Source organism: Halobacillus amylolyticus (assembly GCF_022921115.1).
Lineage (GTDB): Bacteria > Bacillota > Bacilli > Bacillales > Halobacillaceae > Halobacillus_A > Halobacillus_A amylolyticus.
Genome location: NZ_CP095075.1, coordinates 3,907,520 through 3,927,759, shown reverse-complemented (window position 1 = coordinate 3,927,759; position 20,240 = coordinate 3,907,520). Strand labels below are relative to the sequence as shown.

General features: G+C 41.8%; 19 protein-coding genes and 1 other RNA gene. 6 read left to right on the top strand and 14 right to left on the bottom strand.

Annotated features, from left to right (window positions below; genetic code table 11):
• Positions 1-2 precede the first annotated feature (2 nt).
• From MUO15_RS19725 to MUO15_RS19705, 5 genes are all read right to left on the bottom strand, one after another.
• Positions 3-1,355 carry an aspartate aminotransferase family protein gene (locus MUO15_RS19725; protein WP_245032049.1) on the bottom strand — a complete coding sequence of 451 codons (1,353 nt, stop codon included), beginning with the start codon at positions 1,353-1,355 and terminating at the stop codon, positions 3-5.
• 285 nt (positions 1,356-1,640) lie between these two features.
• Positions 1,641-2,216: a histidine phosphatase family protein gene (locus MUO15_RS19720; RefSeq protein ID WP_245032047.1), complete on the bottom strand. Its 576-nt coding sequence runs from the start codon at positions 2,214-2,216 to the stop codon at positions 1,641-1,643.
• Between the two features lie 69 nt (positions 2,217-2,285).
• Entirely contained in the window at positions 2,286-3,980 is a 1,695-nt protein-coding gene (ilvD, locus tag MUO15_RS19715; protein ID WP_245032045.1) for a dihydroxy-acid dehydratase, read from the bottom strand.
• Positions 3,981-4,210: 230 nt separating this feature from the next.
• Complete coding sequence (gene glpK, locus MUO15_RS19710; RefSeq protein ID WP_245032043.1) at positions 4,211-5,704, bottom strand: glycerol kinase GlpK; 1,494 nt, start codon at positions 5,702-5,704, stop codon at positions 4,211-4,213.
• A 73-nt stretch (positions 5,705-5,777) separates the two neighbouring features.
• Positions 5,778-6,608 (bottom strand): MIP/aquaporin family protein, encoded by an 831-nt coding sequence (locus tag MUO15_RS19705; RefSeq protein ID WP_245032041.1) that lies wholly within the window; start codon positions 6,606-6,608, stop codon positions 5,778-5,780.
• A 335-nt stretch (positions 6,609-6,943) separates the two neighbouring features.
• Between MUO15_RS19705 and murB the strand changes: the two genes are divergently transcribed.
• Positions 6,944-7,864 (top strand): UDP-N-acetylmuramate dehydrogenase, encoded by a 921-nt coding sequence (gene murB / locus MUO15_RS19700; RefSeq protein ID WP_245032039.1) that lies wholly within the window; start codon positions 6,944-6,946, stop codon positions 7,862-7,864.
• A 79-nt stretch (positions 7,865-7,943) separates the two neighbouring features.
• Here the strand turns inward: murB and MUO15_RS19695 are convergent, their stop codons facing one another.
• A complete protein-coding gene (locus MUO15_RS19695; protein WP_245032037.1) occupies positions 7,944-8,780 on the bottom strand; it encodes a manganese catalase in 837 nt (278 codons plus the stop codon).
• A 624-nt stretch (positions 8,781-9,404) separates the two neighbouring features.
• Between MUO15_RS19695 and MUO15_RS19690 the strand changes: the two genes are divergently transcribed.
• From MUO15_RS19690 to MUO15_RS19680, 3 genes are all read left to right on the top strand, one after another.
• Positions 9,405-9,566, top strand: coding sequence for a spore coat protein (locus MUO15_RS19690; RefSeq protein ID WP_245032035.1), 162 nt, complete (start codon positions 9,405-9,407; stop codon positions 9,564-9,566).
• A gap of 133 nt (positions 9,567-9,699) precedes the next feature.
• Positions 9,700-10,212, top strand: a complete 513-nt coding sequence (locus tag MUO15_RS19685; RefSeq protein ID WP_245032033.1) for a DUF3231 family protein — start codon at positions 9,700-9,702, stop codon at positions 10,210-10,212.
• Positions 10,213-10,216: 4 nt separating this feature from the next.
• Positions 10,217-10,576 (top strand): DUF2512 family protein, encoded by a 360-nt coding sequence (locus tag MUO15_RS19680; protein ID WP_245032031.1) that lies wholly within the window; start codon positions 10,217-10,219, stop codon positions 10,574-10,576.
• Positions 10,577-10,877: 301 nt separating this feature from the next.
• On the opposite strand, the gene MUO15_RS21760 is transcribed toward MUO15_RS19680, so the two are convergent.
• From MUO15_RS21760 to smpB, 7 genes are all read right to left on the bottom strand, one after another.
• On the bottom strand, positions 10,878-11,003 hold the full coding sequence (locus MUO15_RS21760) for a hypothetical protein (RefSeq protein ID WP_256464151.1): 126 nt from the start codon (positions 11,001-11,003) through the stop codon (positions 10,878-10,880).
• Positions 10,996-11,232 carry a heavy-metal-associated domain-containing protein gene (locus MUO15_RS19675; protein WP_245032029.1) on the bottom strand — a complete coding sequence of 79 codons (237 nt, stop codon included), beginning with the start codon at positions 11,230-11,232 and terminating at the stop codon, positions 10,996-10,998. Before MUO15_RS19675 ends, MUO15_RS21760 begins: the two co-directional genes overlap by 8 nt.
• Before the next feature lie 21 nt (positions 11,233-11,253).
• Positions 11,254-11,745 carry a helical membrane plugin domain-containing protein gene (locus MUO15_RS19670; protein ID WP_245032027.1) on the bottom strand — a complete coding sequence of 164 codons (492 nt, stop codon included), beginning with the start codon at positions 11,743-11,745 and terminating at the stop codon, positions 11,254-11,256.
• Entirely contained in the window at positions 11,720-14,713 is a 2,994-nt protein-coding gene (gene fdhF, locus MUO15_RS19665) for a formate dehydrogenase subunit alpha (protein ID WP_245036107.1), read from the bottom strand. Before fdhF ends, MUO15_RS19670 begins: the two co-directional genes overlap by 26 nt.
• Positions 14,714-14,943: 230 nt before the next feature.
• Complete coding sequence (locus MUO15_RS19660; protein ID WP_245032025.1) at positions 14,944-15,738, bottom strand: DUF2935 domain-containing protein; 795 nt, start codon at positions 15,736-15,738, stop codon at positions 14,944-14,946.
• Positions 15,739-15,974: 236 nt separating this feature from the next.
• Positions 15,975-16,336: a transfer-messenger RNA gene (gene ssrA, locus MUO15_RS19655) on the bottom strand.
• A gap of 91 nt (positions 16,337-16,427) precedes the next feature.
• Entirely contained in the window at positions 16,428-16,892 is a 465-nt protein-coding gene (gene smpB, locus MUO15_RS19650) for an SsrA-binding protein SmpB (protein WP_245032023.1), read from the bottom strand.
• 155 nt (positions 16,893-17,047) lie between these two features.
• On the opposite strand from smpB, the gene MUO15_RS19645 reads away from it, so the two are divergent.
• The gene (locus MUO15_RS19645; RefSeq protein ID WP_245032021.1) at positions 17,048-17,479 is read left to right on the top strand and encodes a GNAT family N-acetyltransferase; all 432 of its coding nucleotides are present in this window, start codon (positions 17,048-17,050) and stop codon (positions 17,477-17,479) included.
• 41 nt (positions 17,480-17,520) lie between these two features.
• Entirely contained in the window at positions 17,521-17,910 is a 390-nt protein-coding gene (locus MUO15_RS19640) for a hypothetical protein (RefSeq protein WP_245032019.1), read from the top strand.
• 35 nt (positions 17,911-17,945) lie between these two features.
• Here the strand turns inward: MUO15_RS19640 and rnr are convergent, their stop codons facing one another.
• The gene (gene rnr / locus MUO15_RS19635) at positions 17,946-20,234 is read right to left on the bottom strand and encodes a ribonuclease R (protein WP_245032017.1); all 2,289 of its coding nucleotides are present in this window, start codon (positions 20,232-20,234) and stop codon (positions 17,946-17,948) included.
• Positions 20,235-20,240: the final 6 nt, after the last annotated feature.

The window sequence follows — 20,240 nt, the reverse complement described above, 5'->3', positions numbered from 1 at the left end:
AACTACCTCATTTCTAGTGCAGCGGTAATCGATGCATTTATAATAGCCGCTACTTCATCAATTTGATCTTTCGTAATGGTTAATGGAGGTAACATTCGAATCACGCTTCCATGTCTCCCGCCAACTTCCACGATCAATCCACGTTCCAGGCACTGACGCTGAATCGCACCGGCCAGGTCTGGATTGGCAGGATAGCTGCCATTGCCGGCTTGCTTCATCGCTGGGTTGACAATTTCAATCCCAATCATCAATCCTCTGCCCCTCACATCTCCTAATTCAGGAGCTCTTTCTTGAATGTTAGCTAGCTTGTTTATCAATCGTTCCCCCATCTCTTCAGCGTGTGCCGCCAAATGATTCTTTTTAATATATTTGATCGTGGCGGTTCCCGCTGCCATAGCCAATTGGTTCCCTCTAAACGTTCCAATATGGGCACCGGGAGACCATTTATCCAACTCTTTATCATAAATAACTACGGATAACGGCAAGCTGCCTCCGATAGCTTTTGATAAAACAATGACGTCAGGTACGATATCTGCGTGTTCGAAAGCGAAGAACTTACCTGTACGCCCGATACCTGTTTGGATCTCATCGATAATAAGCGGAATGCCTCTTTCCCTTGTTATTCGTCTCATTTCTTTTAACCACTCTACATTCGCAGGAATCGATCCTCCTTCACCTTGAACGACTTCTAAAATCATGGCTGCAGGCGGCAGAATCCCACTCTCTGGATCATCTAACATGTTCTCAATATACTGGCTGCTTAACTGGTGGCTTGCTTCCCCTCCTACACCAAATGGGCAACGATAATCGTAGGGATAAGGTAGAAAATGAGTATTAGGCATTAATCCCTGAACGTTTTCCTTAGGTCCTAACGTTCCACTGATTGCCATCGTTCCATTTGTAGACCCATGGTAGCCCCCATGAAACGATAAAATCCCCCCTTTACCTGTTGCAGTTTTTACTAGTTTCATAGCTGCTTCAATCGCGTCCCCACCTGTAGGACCGCAAAATTGAATTTTAGCTTTTTCAGCAAACCCCTGTGGCAGGGTAGAGAATAATTCACTTACAAATGTTTCCTTTACACGTGTTGTAAGATCTAACGTATGTAAAGGTTTTCCACTTTTCAGCATGTCCGTCATGGCTTCGACTACAGTTGGATGATTATGTCCAAGAGCCAACGTACCCGCTCCTGCTAGACAGTCATAGTACTGCTTCCCATCCATATCTGTAACATGAATCCCTTTTGCCTGATCGATTGCTATCGGAATCCTGCGTGGGTAAGAGCGAGCATTAGATTCTCTTAGCTCTTGTGTCGTTAATAATGATTGATTTGTATCCTTCGCTTGAGTCTGCATGGAAAAAATCCCTCCACTAATTGATAATTATTTTCAATTGATTGCAACACAATCATAGTTGATAATGATTATCAGTGTCAACGAAACTTGTGTACCACTTAAATAAAAGAAATTAAAAATTTTGCTCAGATATTCCCTTACAGATCAAACCCACCCTAAAACCCGCAAAAATCCCATTAAAATAAGAGATACGCCTCATTAGACGTATCTCTTTCTTTAGAAAACTTAATTAGGTTTTGTGCCATTCGTTGGTCTCTATAAAAGGGGTCTTTTTTACCAAATTATTCACACGATATGCTTCGTACAATTGTACAAATCACATATCCACTTTCCCTCAGTTTTATTTAAAATGGTTACAGATGTATTATCCAACCTCTTATCCTCATTCATAGTAGTAACCAACCATTCTACAAGATGGCCAATAAAAGCACCGTGACTCACAATAAGCACCCGTTGATTCGGATGTTTTTCAACGATTTCCTTGATAAATGACATGCCTCGTTCGATTACACTTGGCTGTTTTTCGATACCTAGATCAAGATCACGCCAATCTCTCCCCCATTTTTCAATTCTCTCTTCTTCCGTCGTCCCCTCTATTTGACCACCGGCTACCTCTTTAATTCTTTGATCGAAATCAATTTCATCAATGTTTAACTGCTCAGCTATAACTTCTGCGGTTTGGTTTGCCCTTTTTAGAGGACTCGAGTAAATGATCTCCCAATTCTCATGAAGCAGACGTTCAGCCAGCTTCTCTGCTTCCCCTCTCCCCTGTTCATCTAATGGAATGTCCGAATTTCCTTGCGCCCTTCCCTCTTGATTCCAAGGCGTACTTCCGTGACGAATCAGACCAAGTGTCGTCATGTTAAACCTCCTAGTGCTGCCGTTTTTATCATTCCAGTAAAAAAGAGCCGAAATGGCTCTTTTTTACTTTTATTCTAGTTCAAGGTCAGTAACTGCACCTTTTGCTGACGAGGAAACAAGGCGCGCATACTTTGCCAACATACCTGTCTTATGCCTCGGCTCAGGTTTAACCCATTCTTTCTTACGTTGCTCTAGTTCTTCATCTGTTACGTGAAAATTAATTTGTTGTGTATCACTATCGATTGTAATTTTGTCGCCCTCTTTCAGAAGCCCGACTGGCCCACCGACGAACGCTTCAGGAGCGACATGTCCAATCACAAATCCATGCGAGCCCCCTGAGAATCGCCCGTCCGTCAATAGAGCGACTTTACCTCCAAGACCTTTCCCGACAATCATCGATGTGATCGAAAGCATCTCTGGCATTCCAGGCCCACCTTTTGGACCAACGTTACGGATGACGACAACATCGCCTTCCTTCACTTGATCTTCAACAATGGCTGTAGTCGCCTCTGCTTCACTATCAAAAACGCGTGCAGGCCCCTCAAAACGGCTGATCTTTTGACCAGACATTTTTGCAACAGCCCCTTCAGGCGCAAGGTTTCCTTTTAGTAAGACAAGTGGTCCATTCGGTTTGATCGGCTCATCAAACGGCACGATCACTTTCTGCCCCTCTTTTAATGGGTCTGCTTCAGCAAGATTTTCAGCTAACGTTTTTCCAGTAACTGTTAAGCAATCACCGTGAAGCAGGTCATGTTCAAGAAGCAGTTTCATTACAGCAGGGACACCACCGCTTTCATATAAATCTTGCATAACATATTTCCCGCTCGGTTTCATGTCTGCAATGTGGGGAACGTTTTGGCGTACCCTTTCAAAATCATCAAGGGAAAGATCAACCCCCGCTGAATGAGCCATTGCCGTTAAATGAAGCAACGCATTCGTTGACCCGCCAAGAGCCATCACTACGGTTATGGCATTTTCAAAAGCTTCTTTCGTCATAATGTCACGAGGATAGATCCCTTTTTCAAGCAGCTGTACAACCATTTCGCCTGCTTGTTTACATTCTTGTTCCTTATAGTCATTTACGGCCGGGGTAGAAGACGAACCTGGGATGCTCATTCCTAATGCTTCAACCGCCGCGGCCATTGTATTTGCTGTGTACATCCCGCCACAGGCCCCAGCACCCGGACAGGCGTGACACTCTACTTTATGAAGTTGCTCATCATTGATCGTCCCTTCATGATACTGGCCGACAGCCTCGAAGGAGGACACAATGTCAATATCCTTCCCGTTCAACTTACCAGGCTGGATTGTTCCCCCATACACATAGACGGAAGGGATATTCAAACGCCCGATGGCCATAACACAGCCCGGTGTAGTCTTGTCACATCCACCAATCGCAACAACCCCGTCTAAACGTTCTGCATTCGTAACCGTTTCGATGGAATCGGCAATGATTTCCCGACTTGGTAGTGAATAATGCATGCCTTCATGGCCCATCGCAATGCCATCAGAAACAGTAATCGTGTTAAAGATCATCGGAGCTCCGCCATTGTCAGCCGCTCCTTGTTTGGCCTCTTTCGCCAAGTCATCAATATGTATGTTGCAAGGAGTTACTTCACTCCATGTGCTGGCAATACCAATCATCGGCTTTTTAAAATCTTCATCCTTGAAGCCGACCGCTCGCAGCATGGAACGGTTAGGCACACGGTTTACCCCTTCACTGATCACTTTACTGCGGATACGCAAATCCTTTTTCTCATCCATTGTCCCCATCCTCTCTAATGTAAAAGCACTAACTATTATCAAAAAACTATTTACAAGTATGATACAGATTTGCAACAAAATTCGCAATCAATATTCAGAAAATATGGAACTTTCCTAATAGAAAAGCGCTTCCTTTGCTTCTACATCCGTAAGGAATTTTTCAGTAGAAAAAAACTCCAACCTATACTAGACAGCTAGACTAGTAGGTTTGGAGCCTTTTTCATCACTCTTTATTTAAATTCTCTTGTTGCTGCAACAGCTTTCTTCCAACCTTCATAAAGTTTATCCCGTTGTTCAACTTCCATGTTATCTTTAAACGTATATTCATTCTGCCATTGTTGGGCAATTTCCTCTTTATCCTTCCAATAGCCTACAGCCAATCCAGCAAGATAGGCAGCCCCTAAAGCTGTCGTTTCTTGAACAACAGGTCTTTCAACTGGAACACTAAGCATATCGCTTTGGAACTGCATTAAGAAATTATTTTTTACAGCACCGCCATCAACGCGTAATGTTTTTAAATCTATCCCTGAATCTGCGATCATCGCATCAAGGACATCCTTAGTTTGATAAGCTAATGACTCTAATGTTGCCCGAATCACGTGATCTTTTGAAGTACCACGCGTTAGCCCGAACATGGCTCCACGTGCATCACTGTCCCAATATGGTGTCCCTAATCCTACAAATGCGGGCACGAGGTAAACTCCTTCAGTAGATTCAACTGCTCTGGCTAAATCTTCACTTTGGGGAGCACTTTCAATAAGATTTAATCCATCGCGAAGCCACTGAATGGCGGATCCCGCTACGAAAATACTGCCTTCAAGCGCATACTCTACTTTACCGTCCACACCCCACGCTAACGTTGTTAACAATCCGTGATCAGAGGTAACTCCTTCTTCTCCGGTATTCATTAACATAAAGCAACCCGTACCGTACGTATTCTTCGCCATTCCTTTATCAAAACAAGCTTGCCCAAATAAGGCTGCTTGCTGGTCTCCGGCAATCCCAGCAATCGGTACCTCATAGCCGAAGAAATGGTAATCCACCGTTTTTGCATACACTTCTGAGGACTGTTTCACCTCTGGAAGCATGCTTTTCGGCACATTTAAAATATCTAGTAATTCATCATCCCATTTAAGATCATAAATATTGAACATTAGTGTCCGTGACGCGTTGGAATAGTCTGTGATGTGAGTTTTACCTCCTGATAACTTATAGACGAGCCATGTATCCATCGTGCCAAATAATAAATCACCGTTTTCTGCTTTCTCGCGGGCTCCCTCGACGTTATCCAAAATCCACTTCACTTTCGTCCCGGAAAAATACGGGTCTAGTAGAAGTCCTGTTTTTTCTCTAAACAGAGCATTATGACCTTTTTCACGCAACTCCTTGCAAATATCCTCCGTTTGACGAGATTGCCAAACGATCGCTTTATAAATCGGCTTTCCTGTATGTTTATCCCACACGACCGTTGTTTCTCGTTGATTGGTAATGCCAATCCCTGCTATTTGATCAGGCTCGATGTCTGCTTTTCTAAGTACATCGGCAATACAGGCGAGAACTGATGTCCATATTTCATTTGCATCATGCTCAACCCAGCCTGGTTTGGGGAAGAATTGCTCAAACTCCTTTTGTCCTGTTTCAACTATTTCTCCTTTTTTGTTAAATAGAATAGCCCGTGAACTTGTCGTACCTTGGTCTAAAGATAGGATGAACTTCTCACTCATAAAAATCGCCTCCATATATGTTTTTTAATACGTGTTCGAAAAGTTGCTGAATCACCAAGTTTTTGTACTGCTTTTAGACTACTTTTTCTTCTATTTTATCTGCCATGGTTTCACCTTTTTTTAGCTCGGATCTGGCTGCACCAACTAAAATCACCGCCATGACCACGCTTAAAACCCAAAACAAAGCTGTAAATTCCCCTAAGAATAACGCACGGTAAAATACTGCACCATAGATTCCGCCTAATATGGGGCCAACTACCGGAATCCAAGCATATCCCCAATCCGATCCACCCTTTCCGGGAATAGGAAGTAAGGCGTGGGCAATTCGCGGACCAAGATCACGTGCTGGGTTAATCGCATACCCTGTTGCTCCCCCTAAGGACATACCGATCGCTACAATTAGGGCACCAACAATGAGGGGATTCAATCCTTCGGTAAAGTCATTCGCACCAATAAACATAAGCCCCATTAGCAATACGAATGTTCCAACCATTTCACTGACTAAGTTGGAGGAAGGACTTCGTACGGCCGGATCTGTAGCAAACACACCAAGCTTTGCTGCCTGATCCTTCGTTTTTTTCCAGTGCGGCAAGTAATTGAAAAATACAATGACAGCTCCAATGGCAGCTCCAATCATTTGTGCACTAACGTATAACGGAACTTTTGACCATGGAAATTCGCCTGCAGCTGCAAAACCGAGCGTAACAGCCGGGTTAATATGGGCCCCTGTAAAGCTTCCTACAGCATAAACCCCCATAGTAACGGCCAGCCCCCACCCAATTGTAACGACAACCCAACCTGCACCTTCAGCCTTAGAGTCTTTTAGAACGACTCCACCGACAACTCCACTGCCAAAAATGATGAGGATCATCGTACCAATAAGTTCAGCAACAAATTCCGACATAGTAGTCTCACTCCTTTTTTTAGTTAACCTTATTCTGGAAAACAAAAAAGAGACCCCACTAAATCGCAAGCACTTCCCTTAAGTAAAGTGCTAGAATTAGTGTGAGTCTCCATGTCTCCGTCACGTAGTTAACTTGTTACTTACAACTTATACCATAATGAAAACGCTGTCAACAGTTTCGACGAAATTAATGAGGAGATTTTTTAAATCAATTTGCTTTTTTCAAGGATTATTTCACTTCTCCTACGATATAATTGTATAAAAATCACTTTGATTATGATTGGATTTGTTATAAACTTCAGTAATGAAGAAAACTTCAAATAGGAATGGTGTTCATGTTCAATAAACAAAAAACTCACGATAAATTGTTAGAGCTTGTGAAAGCAGAAAATATTAAAGCTGAGGAAGATTTAAGAAATCATTTATATACAAAACTGGGTGGGAAAGCTGACTTTTTTATTACCCCTACCACCTATGAAGAAATTCAAAATGTGGTGAAATTCTCAAATGAGGAGAACATTCCGTTTACGTTACTAGGAAATGGTTCGAATTTGATTATAAAAGATGGTGGAATTCGCGGAATTGTTATTAATCTCACACATCTTAATAAGATTTCTTCAGAAGAAAATACACTTGTCGCGCAAAGTGGTTCAAGAATCATTGATGCCTCCTTCCATGCCATGGAACAACGCCTGTCAGGACTTGAATTCGCGTGTGGGATCCCCGGTACAGTAGGCGGTGCTCTTTACATGAATGCAGGTGCTTATGGTGGGGAAATCAAAGATGTACTCGATTATGCTTATGTTGTCGATAAGCAGGGTAATATCGTAAAAAGATTAGCATCTGAGCTCGATTTAGATTATCGCACGAGTAACATTCCCGATAATGGCGACATTGTCATTGAGGCTACTTTTAATCTTAAACCTGCCAAATATGAAGAAATTAAAGCCATTGTGGATGACCTCACATATAAAAGAGAGTCCAAACAGCCACTTGAATACCCGTCATGCGGAAGTGTGTTTAAGCGCCCTCCAGGATATTTTGCAGGCAAGCTGATTCAAGATAGCAAGCTGCAAGGAACAAATATCGGCGGTGCTGAAGTATCAACAAAGCATGCTGGCTTTATCGTTAACAAGGATAATGCAACAACAACAGACTATATTTCCCTAATTGAACACGTCCAGAAGACAGTAAAGGAAAAGTTTGGTGTCGAACTTGAAAGGGAAGTTAGAATTATTGGTGAAGATATAGAATAACGTAAAAAACTGCGCACCCCATGCGCAGTTTTTTGTTAGATCCCTTCACTAGTTAGCCAGCGTCGATTATGATCTTTTTCTAATAAGAAGGCGGGGTATCATAAACATCTTTTGGTGCTGGAGATAGTTTTGCTTTATCCCCATAAGGGACAGGTTGAGATACGTAGTTAAACGCCCCTCTTCCATCAGGTGCTACTCCTTGTGCCCAAGGACCATCAGCATCTGCTTGACCTCTTGAAGTATTGTAGAAATCATAAGATACCGCCTGCAACTCACATTCGCGAGGGAAGGTTGTTGGAACAACGACATCTTGTGCTTCCTGTTCAAGTTCGTGAATGGCTTCAATCCATTGGTTTTGATGGGCGGTATCACGAGCTAATAGAAAACTTAATGTATCTTTAACTAAAGGATCATCTGAAATAGTGTAAAGGCGTGCTACCTGCAGGCGTCCCTGCGATTCTGCATTTAAATTAGCACGGAAATCGGCTAGAAGATTGCCACTTGAAATAATGTAATCTGCCGTCCAGCGGTTTCCCACACTGTCAGATGGCATGGCACCAAGGCCGGAAACGATGGCATGCTGCGGGTTCATTCCTCCCAGAACAGCTGCAACAGCAGGATCGGTTTTGTACGCATTCTCTTGCCCTTCAAGGCATTCCAGCGACGTACCATCTAATAAACGGGCAATTAAAGTAGACAGGATTTCAACGTGAGCGATTTCCTCTGTTCCAATATCCAAAAGTAAATCACGGTATTTTTTATTTGCTCTGACATTAAATCCTTGCATGAGATACTGCATCATAACAGATATTTCTCCCCACTGTCCCCCTAAAACCTCCTGAAGCTTTTTTGCATACTCCGGATCGGGACGTGAAACCTTTGCCTCATATTGTAACTCTTTTACGTGATAAAACATTCAATCCACTCCTCTTTGTGGGCTACATTCATTACCATATGTAAGGAATACGGATAGGTGTTTGTCTTACCATAGTTTAATTCACGAATAGCCTAAATATAATGAGACAACGTCCGTAGGCCCATCTAATGAATAGGGTATAAAGACAATTTTACAGTTATGATGCCCTCGTAGCTCATACAACCATTGTATTTACACGATATTTGATGCTTTCCATCAGTTCCCGAGAAGAGATTGATCCAAAAGCGATTGGGTCTGCGCTGAATTGGTGGACATGAAGTACACGGAAGCTCTATTGGTTTTACTGGACTTTTCTGTGAGACACTATCGTCCGAACTTCTGTTGACGGGCGAAAAGATTGAACAGTTTCTGGAGAAATTTTTTTAATCAGTTGCCGCTTTTCTTGAAAAAAGGATACAGATCGGTCAAGCCGCCTAAATAGAAAAGTGATGAACCTTGAAAAATCAATACTTATTCAACTTTTAGTGGGGGTGGAAGTTGAGTTAATAAAAAAGAGTCATTCATCCCCCACTACATCCTAGATTTTGAAAGGCCTCTGACTAAGAGTGATAACAGGCAGTAGAAATTATGCGATTGCCATAAGTAGAAACAGCGACACCTGAGTTGAGACACTTACTACACCTGCATTTAAACCGAACAATCGAGATGCACGCCAAAGTTTATTCATTTATGCATGAAAGAGGATATTATCCTTCCTACGATCTTAATGAATTATTGAAAAATGAGCAAAGCTTTGCAAAGAAAGCCCTGTCGACATCGTTCTAACAAACATAAAAATTAGATCTAAAAGGCCCTTAAACGAGTCCTTTTTCATTTTTTACTGCTTTGACAAAAATGAATAAAAATCTGCTTTTATAAAATAATACTCTATGAAGCCTAAAATAAAGGAGCAGATTAAATGGGTATATTATCTGGAAATCCCCAAAAGGAACCCCTTAATTATGGAGAAGTATTCAGCCTTTGGAGTTACTTAAGTGCAGCTAAAGGAGCTTATGCGAGTTACCAGACACTCTATAACCACACTGGTGATAAAGACTTGCGAAGAACAATTGAAGAGATATTACAAGGGATACGTCAAGAAAATCGCGACGTAGAGGAAATTCTTAAAACCAACGGTGTTGCATTGCCACCATCTCCACCAGACCGATCTGTAGCCGATGTAGAAGATATTCCAGTAGGAGCACGCTTCAATGACCCGGAAATAAGCGCCATTGTTTCTATGAATGTTTCCCAAGGTCTAGTCGCTTGCAGCTCAGTCATGGCACAGTCAACCCGAGAGGATGTAGCCATGCTTTTTGGACAATTCCACATGAACAAAGCTCAAACAGCAGCTAAAATGCTTCGATTGAATAAAGAAAAGGGTTGGCTCGTCTTGCCGCCGATGCATAAACAAGTACGAGACAGAGGATAAATGCATGACAAGCTTGTTAGTTAAGGTAGTAACCTTACCAATTGTTTTAATTTTAGCTATGTACTTTTTGGAAAGCGTGGAATATGGATCAATATGGCAGCCTATCATGGTGGCCATTGTTCTGATGGCTATTGGGTTAGTTATGGAATACATGCTTCTTAAAGATGAGGATTCATTATGGAAAAGTACCATTCTGGATTTTGTAACATCGTTTATAATTATTTGGGGATTCTCAAATATCTTTGCAGGCGCTGAGGTCACCTTTGGAGGAGCTCTCATTACCTCTTTAGTCATAGGCGTTTGTGAATACTTTCTCCATAAACACCTAATAGGTGCGAGAAAAACAGTTAAATCACATGCTTAACAAAATGAAAATACCGAAGCAATCGCTTCGGTATTTTTTTGTTAAGCAAACTATTTGCCTTTTAGAATCATCAAAGTAGTTGGTAGATTTATACGGAAGATTCAGGGTCGTTTCGCTGGCCAGTTGCTTAAAAATGAGCTGTACATGATTTTGTACGTCATGATTGATTCATTTACATGCCTCCCGCATAGCAATCATAACCAGTTTATGCGATGCTTAAATTACTTGAGCTAAGTGAGCGGACCTGCTATTATAGCAGGTCCCTTAATCATAGGTAAAGACGTTCAAACCAATGCGTTTCTTAATAACCTAACCCATGATCTTCTGTACACGTATCACATACATCGAGGATATCGTATGTCTTTTCTGGAAGGTTGTCCTCCTCTATCTCCTGGATTCGGCCACAAATTTCGCAAATTCTAGCCATGGACTCCTCCCTCCCTGTTATCCATTTCAGCTTCGAATCCACTGTCCATAATCGCTTGTTCAAAGTCTTCTAATGAGGAAGCAGCTTCATCATATGAAAGGGTTGCTTTATTCAAGTTAAGGCTTACCTCTGCTTTACGAATCCCCCAAACATCATGCAACGCATGACTAACCTTACTGACGTCTGAATCATCATTCATTCCTTTTATAAAGAATGTGGCTGTTTTCATAAAAGTCTCACCTTCTTATCATCACTTATCTTCTTTCGTTTTTAACCCCTGACCCATTCCTTGCAAAAACCCGAGTAATGTTGTGATAGACCGATTAATATCGGGATCATTGATGGACTTCATTAATCCCCACATTCCTACTTTTTCATTCGTCTGCAATGATTTGGACGATTCTTCAAGTCCAGAGCTCACCCCATCCAATAAACCATCAAGTTGATCTGAATTTATTTTTGTTAAGAAATTAAAGGTGCTGATCCCGCTTTTGACTAAGTCGTGTACAGCAGGTTTATCTAATTCATCCATTGCTAAAACACCAAGCTTGTGCCTTGTTTTTAACATTCCCTTTGCGATATCAAGCAGTCCAGATTTATGCAGTTCCTCTACAATCTCAAGTAGGATGAGGAGAGATTCTCTATTTTTCGCAAGGGCTCCAAGGATCTCCTCTAAGTCCTGTGCCTGTTCCTGTTCAGGAGTAGGAATGGATTTATCAATTTGCCTGATCGCTTTCGCCATGGTGGACCCCCTTCCTCCTAATGAATTCAGTAATGGGTGTGAACTCTTCCCGCTTCCATTTTCTTTCTACTTCGACACCGATTTGAGGCTGAGGATTTCCGAAACGATGGTTCTCTTCTGGAATAGGTGATTTCCCTTTTGGTTCAATCACTTCCATTTTGACGCTCATTTCTTTGTAATTTGGTGTATGTGTTACCTTGTCATGATAACTGCTTGTCAGACGGTTAACCGCACTTTTCTCTTCCATCGTATGCATTGGGAAATATAACTCTTTCCCTTTCACTTGCTCCGTGACCCATACTCGGACCTCAGCTTCTCCATAAGGCGACTTCAATCTAACAAGTGCTCCCGTCTTGATTCCGCGTTTTTCGGCTAACCACGGTGACACCTCAAGCCACGGCTCAGGTACCTTATGCGTAATTCCTTTAGAGCGATAAGTCATATTACCTTCATGAAAGTGTTCTAAGATACGACCATTATTTAGGTGTAAGTCATATTCTTCTCCTGGTTCATAGGGTGGTGTCCATTCAACTGGGAAAAGACGTGCTTTTCCGTCTTTAAAACCGAATTTATCTTTGTATAGCAAAGGAGTATCTGTACCATCTTCTTTTACAGGCCAAAGCTGGCTATTCCAACCCTCCAGACGATCATAACTAACACCGGCAAAAATCGTGGCTAGTTTTGCAGCCTCATCCATAATTTCACCTGGTTGCTTATAGTTCCAGTCAGCACCTAGTTGGTTTGCGATTTCCTGAAAAATTTGCCAGTCAGGCTTCGAGTCTCCCAAGGGATCAAACACCTGATAAAAACGTTGGATCCGTCTTTCGGTATTTGTAAACGTCCCTTCTTTTTCAAGACTAGGAGCGGCGGGTAAGACCACATCAGCAAACTGAGCTGTTTTAGTAAAAAACACATCTTGCACAACGAAAAAATCTAGTTTTTCAAATGAACCATGCACATAGTTGATGTTTGAATCAACAAGCCCCATCTCTTCACCGAACAGATACATCCCTCTTACCTTTCCATCATTAATCGCCTCAACAATCTGATGGTTATTGTATCCTGGCTTTTTAGGTAGAGTAGTTCCCCAAGCCTTTTCATACTTAGCCCGGATCTTGTCGTCTTCAACTGGCTCATATCCTGGCAACCATGCAGGCATCGTGCCAAAGTCACTCGCACCCTGAACATTATTATGTCCACGCAACGGGTAGCCACCACTACCGGGCTTGCCATAGTTTCCAGTAACCAGTAGCAAATTTGAAATTGCTGTACTAGTATCTGTTCCACCCATATGCTGCGTAACCCCCATAGCCCATAATGCACACATACTTTTTGCTTCATGAATGATGGTAGCCACTTTTATTAGCAGTTCTTTACTCAATCCGGTCTTATCTTCTGCATAATCCAGTGTGTATGTTTTAAGAGAGTCAACAAAGTCATCAAAGTTGTTCACGCGATTTTCAATAAACGTACGATCATGCCAGTCTTGATCAATAATATATTTGGCAATAGCATTCAACCATACCAAATCCGTACCCGGTTTCGGGCTGATAAATAGATCAGCTTTTTGAGCTAACTCATTCTCTCGCAAATCAAAAACGATGAGCTTTTGATTGTTTAACTTTTGAGCTCTTTTCACTCTAGTGGCGAGTACCGGATGAGACTCTGCCGGGTTAGCCCCAATAACTAATACAAGCTCCGAACTTTCAATATCTTTAATAGTCCCAGCGTCTCCTCCGATCCCAACCGTTCTCATTAAGCCAGTTGAAGCTGGCGTTTGGCAATAGCGGGAACAGTTATCGACATTATTCGTTCCAAATACACTCCTAGCTAATTTCTGGAACAAATAGTTTTCTTCATTTGTACATTTCGATGAGGAGATAAATCCCAGCGAATCATTCCCGTGCGTTTCTTTAATCCCCGTCATTTTTGTTGCAATTAAAGAAAGAGCTTCCTCCCAGGATGCCTCAACGAACTTTTCCCCTTTTCGAATCAGTGGTTTTGTCAGACGTTCTTCACTGTTAACAAAATCCCATCCAAACTTACCTTTCACACAAGTCGATACACCGTTCGCTGGTGCTTCAGAATCCGGTTGTATTTTCAAAATTTCACGATCTTTTGTCCAAACCTCAAAGCTACAGCCCACACCACAATAGGTACATACCGTTTTTGTCTTGTTAATTCGATCTTCCCTCATAGTTGCTTCAACATTGGATATCGTTAAAATTTCTCTGTAGCCAGGTTCAACCTCTTTAGTTAAATTGATCATCGGCTCAAGAACATCCTGAGGCATTCCAGTCATGTACCCCGCCTCACCTAGCATGGACTTTTCCATCAAGGCATTACATGGACAAACCGATACACAGTGACCGCATGAAACACAGGAGGATTCATCAATCGGTACATCATTATCCCAAATGACTCGAGGTTCTTGACGTTCCCAATCAATCGTCAAAACCTCACTCACCTGAAGATCCTGACAAGCTTCTACACATAGACCACACAAAATACACTGGTCCGGTTCATAACGGTAAAAGGGATGGGAGTTGTCAGGAGGATAAGGCTTAGGCTCAAATTCATACTCCTGATGCTCAATCTGCAAATGTTCTGCCGCATTATGGACTTCACAGTTACCGTTATTGTTGTCACACACCGTACAATATAGTTCGTGATTCTCAAGGATCCGGGACATCGCCTCATATTGTGCCTCACTGACCTTGGTCGATGTCGTAATGACTTCCATACCCTCTTTAACTTCCGTCGTACAGGCACGCTGAAGCTCCCCGTCTATTTCAACAAAACACGTATCACATGTTTTGACGACTCCGATTCCAAGGTCAGGCTGTGTGGAACAAATGCCTGGAACATAAATTTCTTTGTTCCGAACAACTTCCAGAACTTTTTCTCCCTTTGCTACATGGAATTCTTCCCCATTTATTGATATTGGAATAGTCTTCTCGTTCGTCATCACCGAATCACCACCTATAAAATTACTTAAAATAAGTATTTCCTTTGGTGGGATATCTATGCAATTATGAAGCAGCTATATATGTTTACAGGGGGTAACTGAACCATAAGACTCAAAGAGCAAGGAAACTTCAAGAGGCACATGATAATGAAAATACATCGCTCAAACGCAAAAAGGACCTTCCAAATGTGGAAAGTCCGCTTTACACTCCATATTTTTACTTGAAGGCACTATTCCTGTAATCTCTGCTTTGTTGGATCACAATTTGGTTGCTGAATTTCGGTCGATTCAGCCAACTTGGTTAAATAATAGCACTCTTCTCTCATCATATGATCAGCCATGAGAGCAGCAAAAGTCCCCAAAGCCTCCTTACTCAACTCTAATTCTTCAATTTCGTTAAGAAAATTCATAAATAGCTTCATTTCTAAAGACACATGATTATTAAACCTTTCTAAAGCAGGAAACGAGGATAGATTTGCTCTCAGAAACCCTGTCATCTCAACTGCTTTTAAGTAGAACTCTTCGAAGTCTTTTGTAAAATGATCACTTTTCGCTTTGATCTTCTTTTCAATTCTATCCATGTTGTCCGAGATTGCCCCTGCATGGCCTGCTGCATCCAAAAGCCATAGTAAGTGGTGATGAAGCTCATGGAAGATTGGTGGAACTTCTCCTTCTTTCAAATAGGTTAAGATCCGCAAATACTCCTCCAATTCATTTACCATATGATTGATGAAGGTTGGGCCTAATCCCATTGTAATTTTCCCAACTAAATGCTGTTCAATTAAATGAAGCTTAAATTCTCGTAATCTGTTTCCCTCTTCCTCGGCTTTTTCACTTAATGCCATCAGATTGTCAACCTCAACCCTTGCGAGCAGCTGATCAAATGTCTGGATAAAGTACTTAGCAAGGTCAATTTCCTGCTTTTGTTGTGGAGCGAGTGAATCATGAATAAAGCGGGCATGGTCCCCCAATACTTGCAGCCAAAAACCATGTTCGAATTTCGCTGTTTTTTCAAAATCCGCCATTGAGTTTCTCCCCTTTGTTACATACTCTTAAAAACATATCTTTGTCTATTATGAAATATGACAACTTTAGGGAAGTCACAGGAGCTACTGACTGCTTAAAATTTCAATTAAAAAGAGGTACACTACTTGGTGATCCGTAGTGTACCTCTAGTATCATCATTCAATTTGTATCTGTTAAAGTTTAATTCAATACGCTTTACATGGCAATGAATCAAAAAAACCACCAATTTATGTATTGGTGGAGACGGTGGGAGTCGAACCCACGTCCGGAGATATCGGCACTCGGGCTTCTACAAGCGTAGTTGATATATTATATTTCACTGTCTCTTCAGCCTATCAACGGGCTTCCGAGCAGCTAGCCTGATTAGTCTCTTCATTTTTCCTCAGGCGGTGGAAAAACGCGTAGCCCGCTTCAGTTTGAGACCCTTCATCTAGCACACGGGCGATGCCAGGAAGGATCAGCTATAGACTACTTACGCAGCTACAGCTAGGTTATCGTTAGATTCGCCAGTTATTATAGGCAAATGACGTTTTACGAGTCGTCGCCTCGACTTGCAACCCAAGCTCGACCTATCCCCGTCGAATCCGTAACGTCCCCGTTAGGATTAAGGATAGTGCATCAAGCTTTTTTATTCAGTTTTAATGCAACATAGTCATTATATCAAAATAGCCATAAAAGTCAAGTCCACTTATTTCAAGCTCTCTTTTATCGCACGGTCAATTTCACGATTGACCTGCTTACGCTTAAGGTCTTCCCGTTTATCATATTTCTTTTTCCCTCTTCCAAGACCGATTAGTACCTTGGCTACACCGTTTTTAATATAAATCTTAAGCGGGACAAGAGAAAATCCTTTTTGCTGAGTTTGCCCAATCAGCTGATTGATTTGTTTACGGTGAAGCAGCAGCTTACGGCTTCTGGTAGGATCGTGGTTATAGATATTGCCTTGTTCGTATGGGGAAATATGCAAGTTGTGCAGGTAAACCTCTCCGTTTCGAATTCGCGCAAAGCTATCCTTTAAATTGACCCGACTTGCCCGGATTGATTTGATTTCAGTTCCTTGCAGTACGATTCCCGCTTCATACGTTTCTTCTATAAAAAAGTCATGACCTGCTTTTTTATTTTGTGCGATCGTTTTCCCATTTCCTCTTGGCATAGCGGTTCCTCCTCTATTACGTGAATTTAATTGTACCAAATATACGTTGTCTTTCCAATTTGAAGTCAATAAGATCAAAGAAGTAATCTCAGTGGACACTGCACGTTTAAAATGAGATTATGTCCTTACAAATATTAGCAAAGGGAGTTAAGCATATGGAACCACAAGTTATGCATGTTAAAAAATTAACCCTCGAAGATCTTACCGCATTAGAGCAAATGAATACTGGGATTGACGATGACTATATTATTCGAATTTATGACCGGTTAATAGCCTCAAATACTCAAGAGTTATTCGGGTTATTTCAAGATAAAAAGCTGGTATCTATTGGAGGGTACAGCTTATTTGGCAATAAAAAATTCGCAATGATCGGACGATTGAGAAGTGATCGCAGGTATCAATCCAGAGGGTATTCCACAGAGCTTCTCATTCAAGTAATGGAGGAACTCCACTCCTCATCCCATGTTAAATGGATCGGAGCGAATACGCATGTCCATAATCTTCCGACTCGCAGGGTTCTTGAGAAGATAGGCTTAGAATCTGGTCCGACCATCCATTACTTGACACTGACAGCCCCGATCTTTTAAAAGGCCATATGCCTGGGCCTGTATGGGAAGAAGTGCATGATGTGACTCAAAAGCGTTCGCTTTTACTCAATCTGTCAGATAATGAACTCGGATTATTCCCATATGAATGCTATTACTCTTTTCCATATGACAAGGCCTTTTTTACAGATGGATACTTAGAGGATGCAAGTATGTACGTGAATCCTGGTCAATCCAGGTTTGTTTTGATAAAGAATGATCAAAAAAAGGATCAGTATTCTCACACAAAATATTTCTGGAATGATCATTATGAGCAGCCAGGCTTCTTTGATACCATTCTTGACCATTGGCGGAAAAATCCCGACAACTATGGCTGTTGGATTGACTTCTCTAATCAAGGTTTCAAAAACATCCCTGACTTGGCACCATATGAGGTTCAAGATCCTTGGGTCCTTTATGGCACATGGAAATAACTAACGCGCGGGAGGTAATTCCGCGCGCTTTTTTGTTACTTTTTCTTCTTGCGGCCTTTTTTTGGCACTCCTTTGTTGCGAAAGAAAGGTTTGTTCCCCTTTTGTTTAGTCTTTTTCTTATTTTTTTTCTTATCGGGTGCTTCTGACTGTATTTGCTTAGGACGAGCTTTACGTTCTCGTTCTTTTCTTGGCTTCATTCCAACCACTTCAAAATCTACTACCCGCTCATCCAAATTCACATTGACGACTTTTATGGTAATTTCATCACCAATTCTGAAGATGTTGCCGGTCCTTTCCCCAATCATAGCAAATTGCTTTTCTTGGAAGTTATAGTAGTCATCTGTCAGCGTACTTACATGAACGAGTCCTTCCACTGTGTTCGGCAGTTCAACAAACAATCCAAAGCTAGTTACTGAGCTAACCACACCATCAAACTCTTCACCTATTTTATCTTCCATATATTCTGCCTTTTTCAGGTCATCTGTTTCGCGTTCAGCATCAACCGCGGCTCTTTCCATCTCTGAAGAATGTTTGGCTATTTCAGGCAATTGATCCTTCCAATGCTTCCGTGTTTTATAATCTAAGCGGTCTTCCACCAGATAGGTTCGAATTAATCGATGCACAATTAAGTCGGGATAACGACGAATCGGTGAGGTGAAATGGGTATAGAACTCTGTTGATAAGCCGAAGTGACCGAGACTTTGCGGATCGTATTTTGCTTGTTGCATAGAGCGAAGCATGAGTTTTGAAATAATCATTTCCTCATGTGTCTCTTTAACTTCTTCAAGTACCTTTTGCAGTGCTTGGGGATGAATGTTATCAGCAGTTCCCTTCACGGAAAAACCTAAATTGGCTACAAATTCAAAGAAGTTTTGTAATTTTGACTCATCTGGATCTTCGTGAACACGATGGATAAACGGCACATCCATCCAGTGGAAGTGCTCAGCAACTGTTTCGTTGGCTGCCAGCATGAACTCTTCGATTAGGCGCTCTGCTACAGATCGCTCACGCAATTTGACATCGACAGCTTTACCCTCTTCATCTACAATAACGCCCGCTTCTTTAAAGTCAAAATCAATTGCCCCACGACCAAAACGTTTGTTACGAAGGGTTGCCGCCAATCCTTCCATCTCACGGAACATGGGCACAAGATCTTTATACCGCTCGATTAATGCTTCGTCATTATCTTCTAAAATCGAATTAACATCCTTATAGGTCATTCGTTCATTTGTCTTAATTACACTTTGAAAAATTTCATGGCCTACTACGTCACCACGGCTGTTGATTTCCATCTCACACGATAGGGTTAAACGGTCTACTTGTGGGTTCAGTGAACAAATCCCATTTGATAATCGGTGTGGAATCATTGGAATGACCCGATCAACTAAATAAACACTTGTTGCGCGCTCGCGAGCTTCTTTATCGATCGCGGAATTCTCCTCGACATAATAAGTAACATCGGCAATGTGGACACCTAATTTATAATTTCCATTATCAAGCTGTTTTACTGTTACGGCATCATCCAAGTCTTTGGCATCAGCCCCATCAATCGTGACGATCATTTCATCACGGAGGTCCCGGCGATTTTTAATTTCATCTTCTGAAATTTGGTCTGGGGCTTCCCCTGCCTGTCCAAGTACCTCCTCGGGAAATTCCGTTTTAATTCCGTGTTTATGAATAATCGAAATAATATCAATTCCTGGATCATTTTTATGGCCAAGAATTTCAACGATTTCCCCTTCTGCACTCATTCGCTCTTCAGGGAACTTGGTAATCGATACAATGACCTTATGCCCATCTGCTGCTCCGTTTGTTTGTCCTTTGGGAATGAATATATCATTTGGAATCCGTTTATCATCCGCAACGACAAAGCCAAAGTTTCGGCTTGATTCATATGTCCCCACGACTCGTGTGGTCGCACGCTCAACAATTCGAATCACTGTTCCCTCTGGCCGCTGTCCATTTTCATCTCGCTTTTCTACCCGGACGAGAACCTTATCGTTATTCATGGCTGAATGTAAGTCAGAGTGATGTATGTACACATCATCCTTGTCATCATCCTCGGGGATTAAGAACGCAAATCCCTTGGCATGCATTTGAATTTTACCACGTATGAGGTTCATCTTTTCCGGGAGCCCAAAACGGTTCTTTCTCGTTCGGACAAGCTCTCCTTCTTCCTCCAGAGAATTTAAAGCCTTCATAAGATCTTTAAATTCATTCTTATCTGTAAGTTCCAAGGCTTCTTCCAGCTCCTGTACAGATAATGGCTTTGAGGCCGTTTCGTTAAAATAGTCACGTATCTGCTGTTTTAGTTCTGTATTCATCTTGCC

Bases quoted from the DNA above. Each gene is read 5' to 3' on its own strand.
- glpK (WP_245032043.1), bottom strand. From the start codon at position 5,704: ATGAGTGAGAAGTTCATCCTATCTTTAGACCAAGGTACGACAAGTTCA.
- ilvD (WP_245032045.1), bottom strand. From the start codon at position 3,980: ATGGATGAGAAAAAGGATTTGCGTATCCGCAGTAAAGTGATCAGTGAA.
- MUO15_RS19685 (WP_245032033.1), top strand. From the start codon at position 9,700: ATGGGTATATTATCTGGAAATCCCCAAAAGGAACCCCTTAATTATGGA.
- MUO15_RS19725 (WP_245032049.1), bottom strand. From the start codon at position 1,355: ATGCAGACTCAAGCGAAGGATACAAATCAATCATTATTAACGACACAA.
- MUO15_RS19695 (WP_245032037.1), bottom strand. From the start codon at position 8,780: ATGTTTTATCACGTAAAAGAGTTACAATATGAGGCAAAGGTTTCACGT.
- MUO15_RS19645 (WP_245032021.1), top strand. From the start codon at position 17,048: ATGGAACCACAAGTTATGCATGTTAAAAAATTAACCCTCGAAGATCTT.
- rnr (WP_245032017.1), bottom strand. From the start codon at position 20,234: ATGAATACAGAACTAAAACAGCAGATACGTGACTATTTTAACGAAACG.
- MUO15_RS19705 (WP_245032041.1), bottom strand. From the start codon at position 6,608: ATGTCGGAATTTGTTGCTGAACTTATTGGTACGATGATCCTCATCATT.
- fdhF (WP_245036107.1), bottom strand. From the start codon at position 14,713: ATGACGAACGAGAAGACTATTCCAATATCAATAAATGGGGAAGAATTC.
- MUO15_RS19670 (WP_245032027.1), bottom strand. From the start codon at position 11,745: ATGGCGAAAGCGATCAGGCAAATTGATAAATCCATTCCTACTCCTGAA.
- smpB (WP_245032023.1), bottom strand. From the start codon at position 16,892: ATGCCAAGAGGAAATGGGAAAACGATCGCACAAAATAAAAAAGCAGGT.
- MUO15_RS21760 (WP_256464151.1), bottom strand. From the start codon at position 11,003: ATGGCTAGAATTTGCGAAATTTGTGGCCGAATCCAGGAGATAGAGGAG.
- MUO15_RS19660 (WP_245032025.1), bottom strand. From the start codon at position 15,738: ATGGCGGATTTTGAAAAAACAGCGAAATTCGAACATGGTTTTTGGCTG.
- MUO15_RS19675 (WP_245032029.1), bottom strand. From the start codon at position 11,232: ATGAAAACAGCCACATTCTTTATAAAAGGAATGAATGATGATTCAGAC.
- MUO15_RS19680 (WP_245032031.1), top strand. From the start codon at position 10,217: ATGACAAGCTTGTTAGTTAAGGTAGTAACCTTACCAATTGTTTTAATT.
- murB (WP_245032039.1), top strand. From the start codon at position 6,944: ATGTTCAATAAACAAAAAACTCACGATAAATTGTTAGAGCTTGTGAAA.
- MUO15_RS19720 (WP_245032047.1), bottom strand. From the start codon at position 2,216: ATGACGACACTTGGTCTGATTCGTCACGGAAGTACGCCTTGGAATCAA.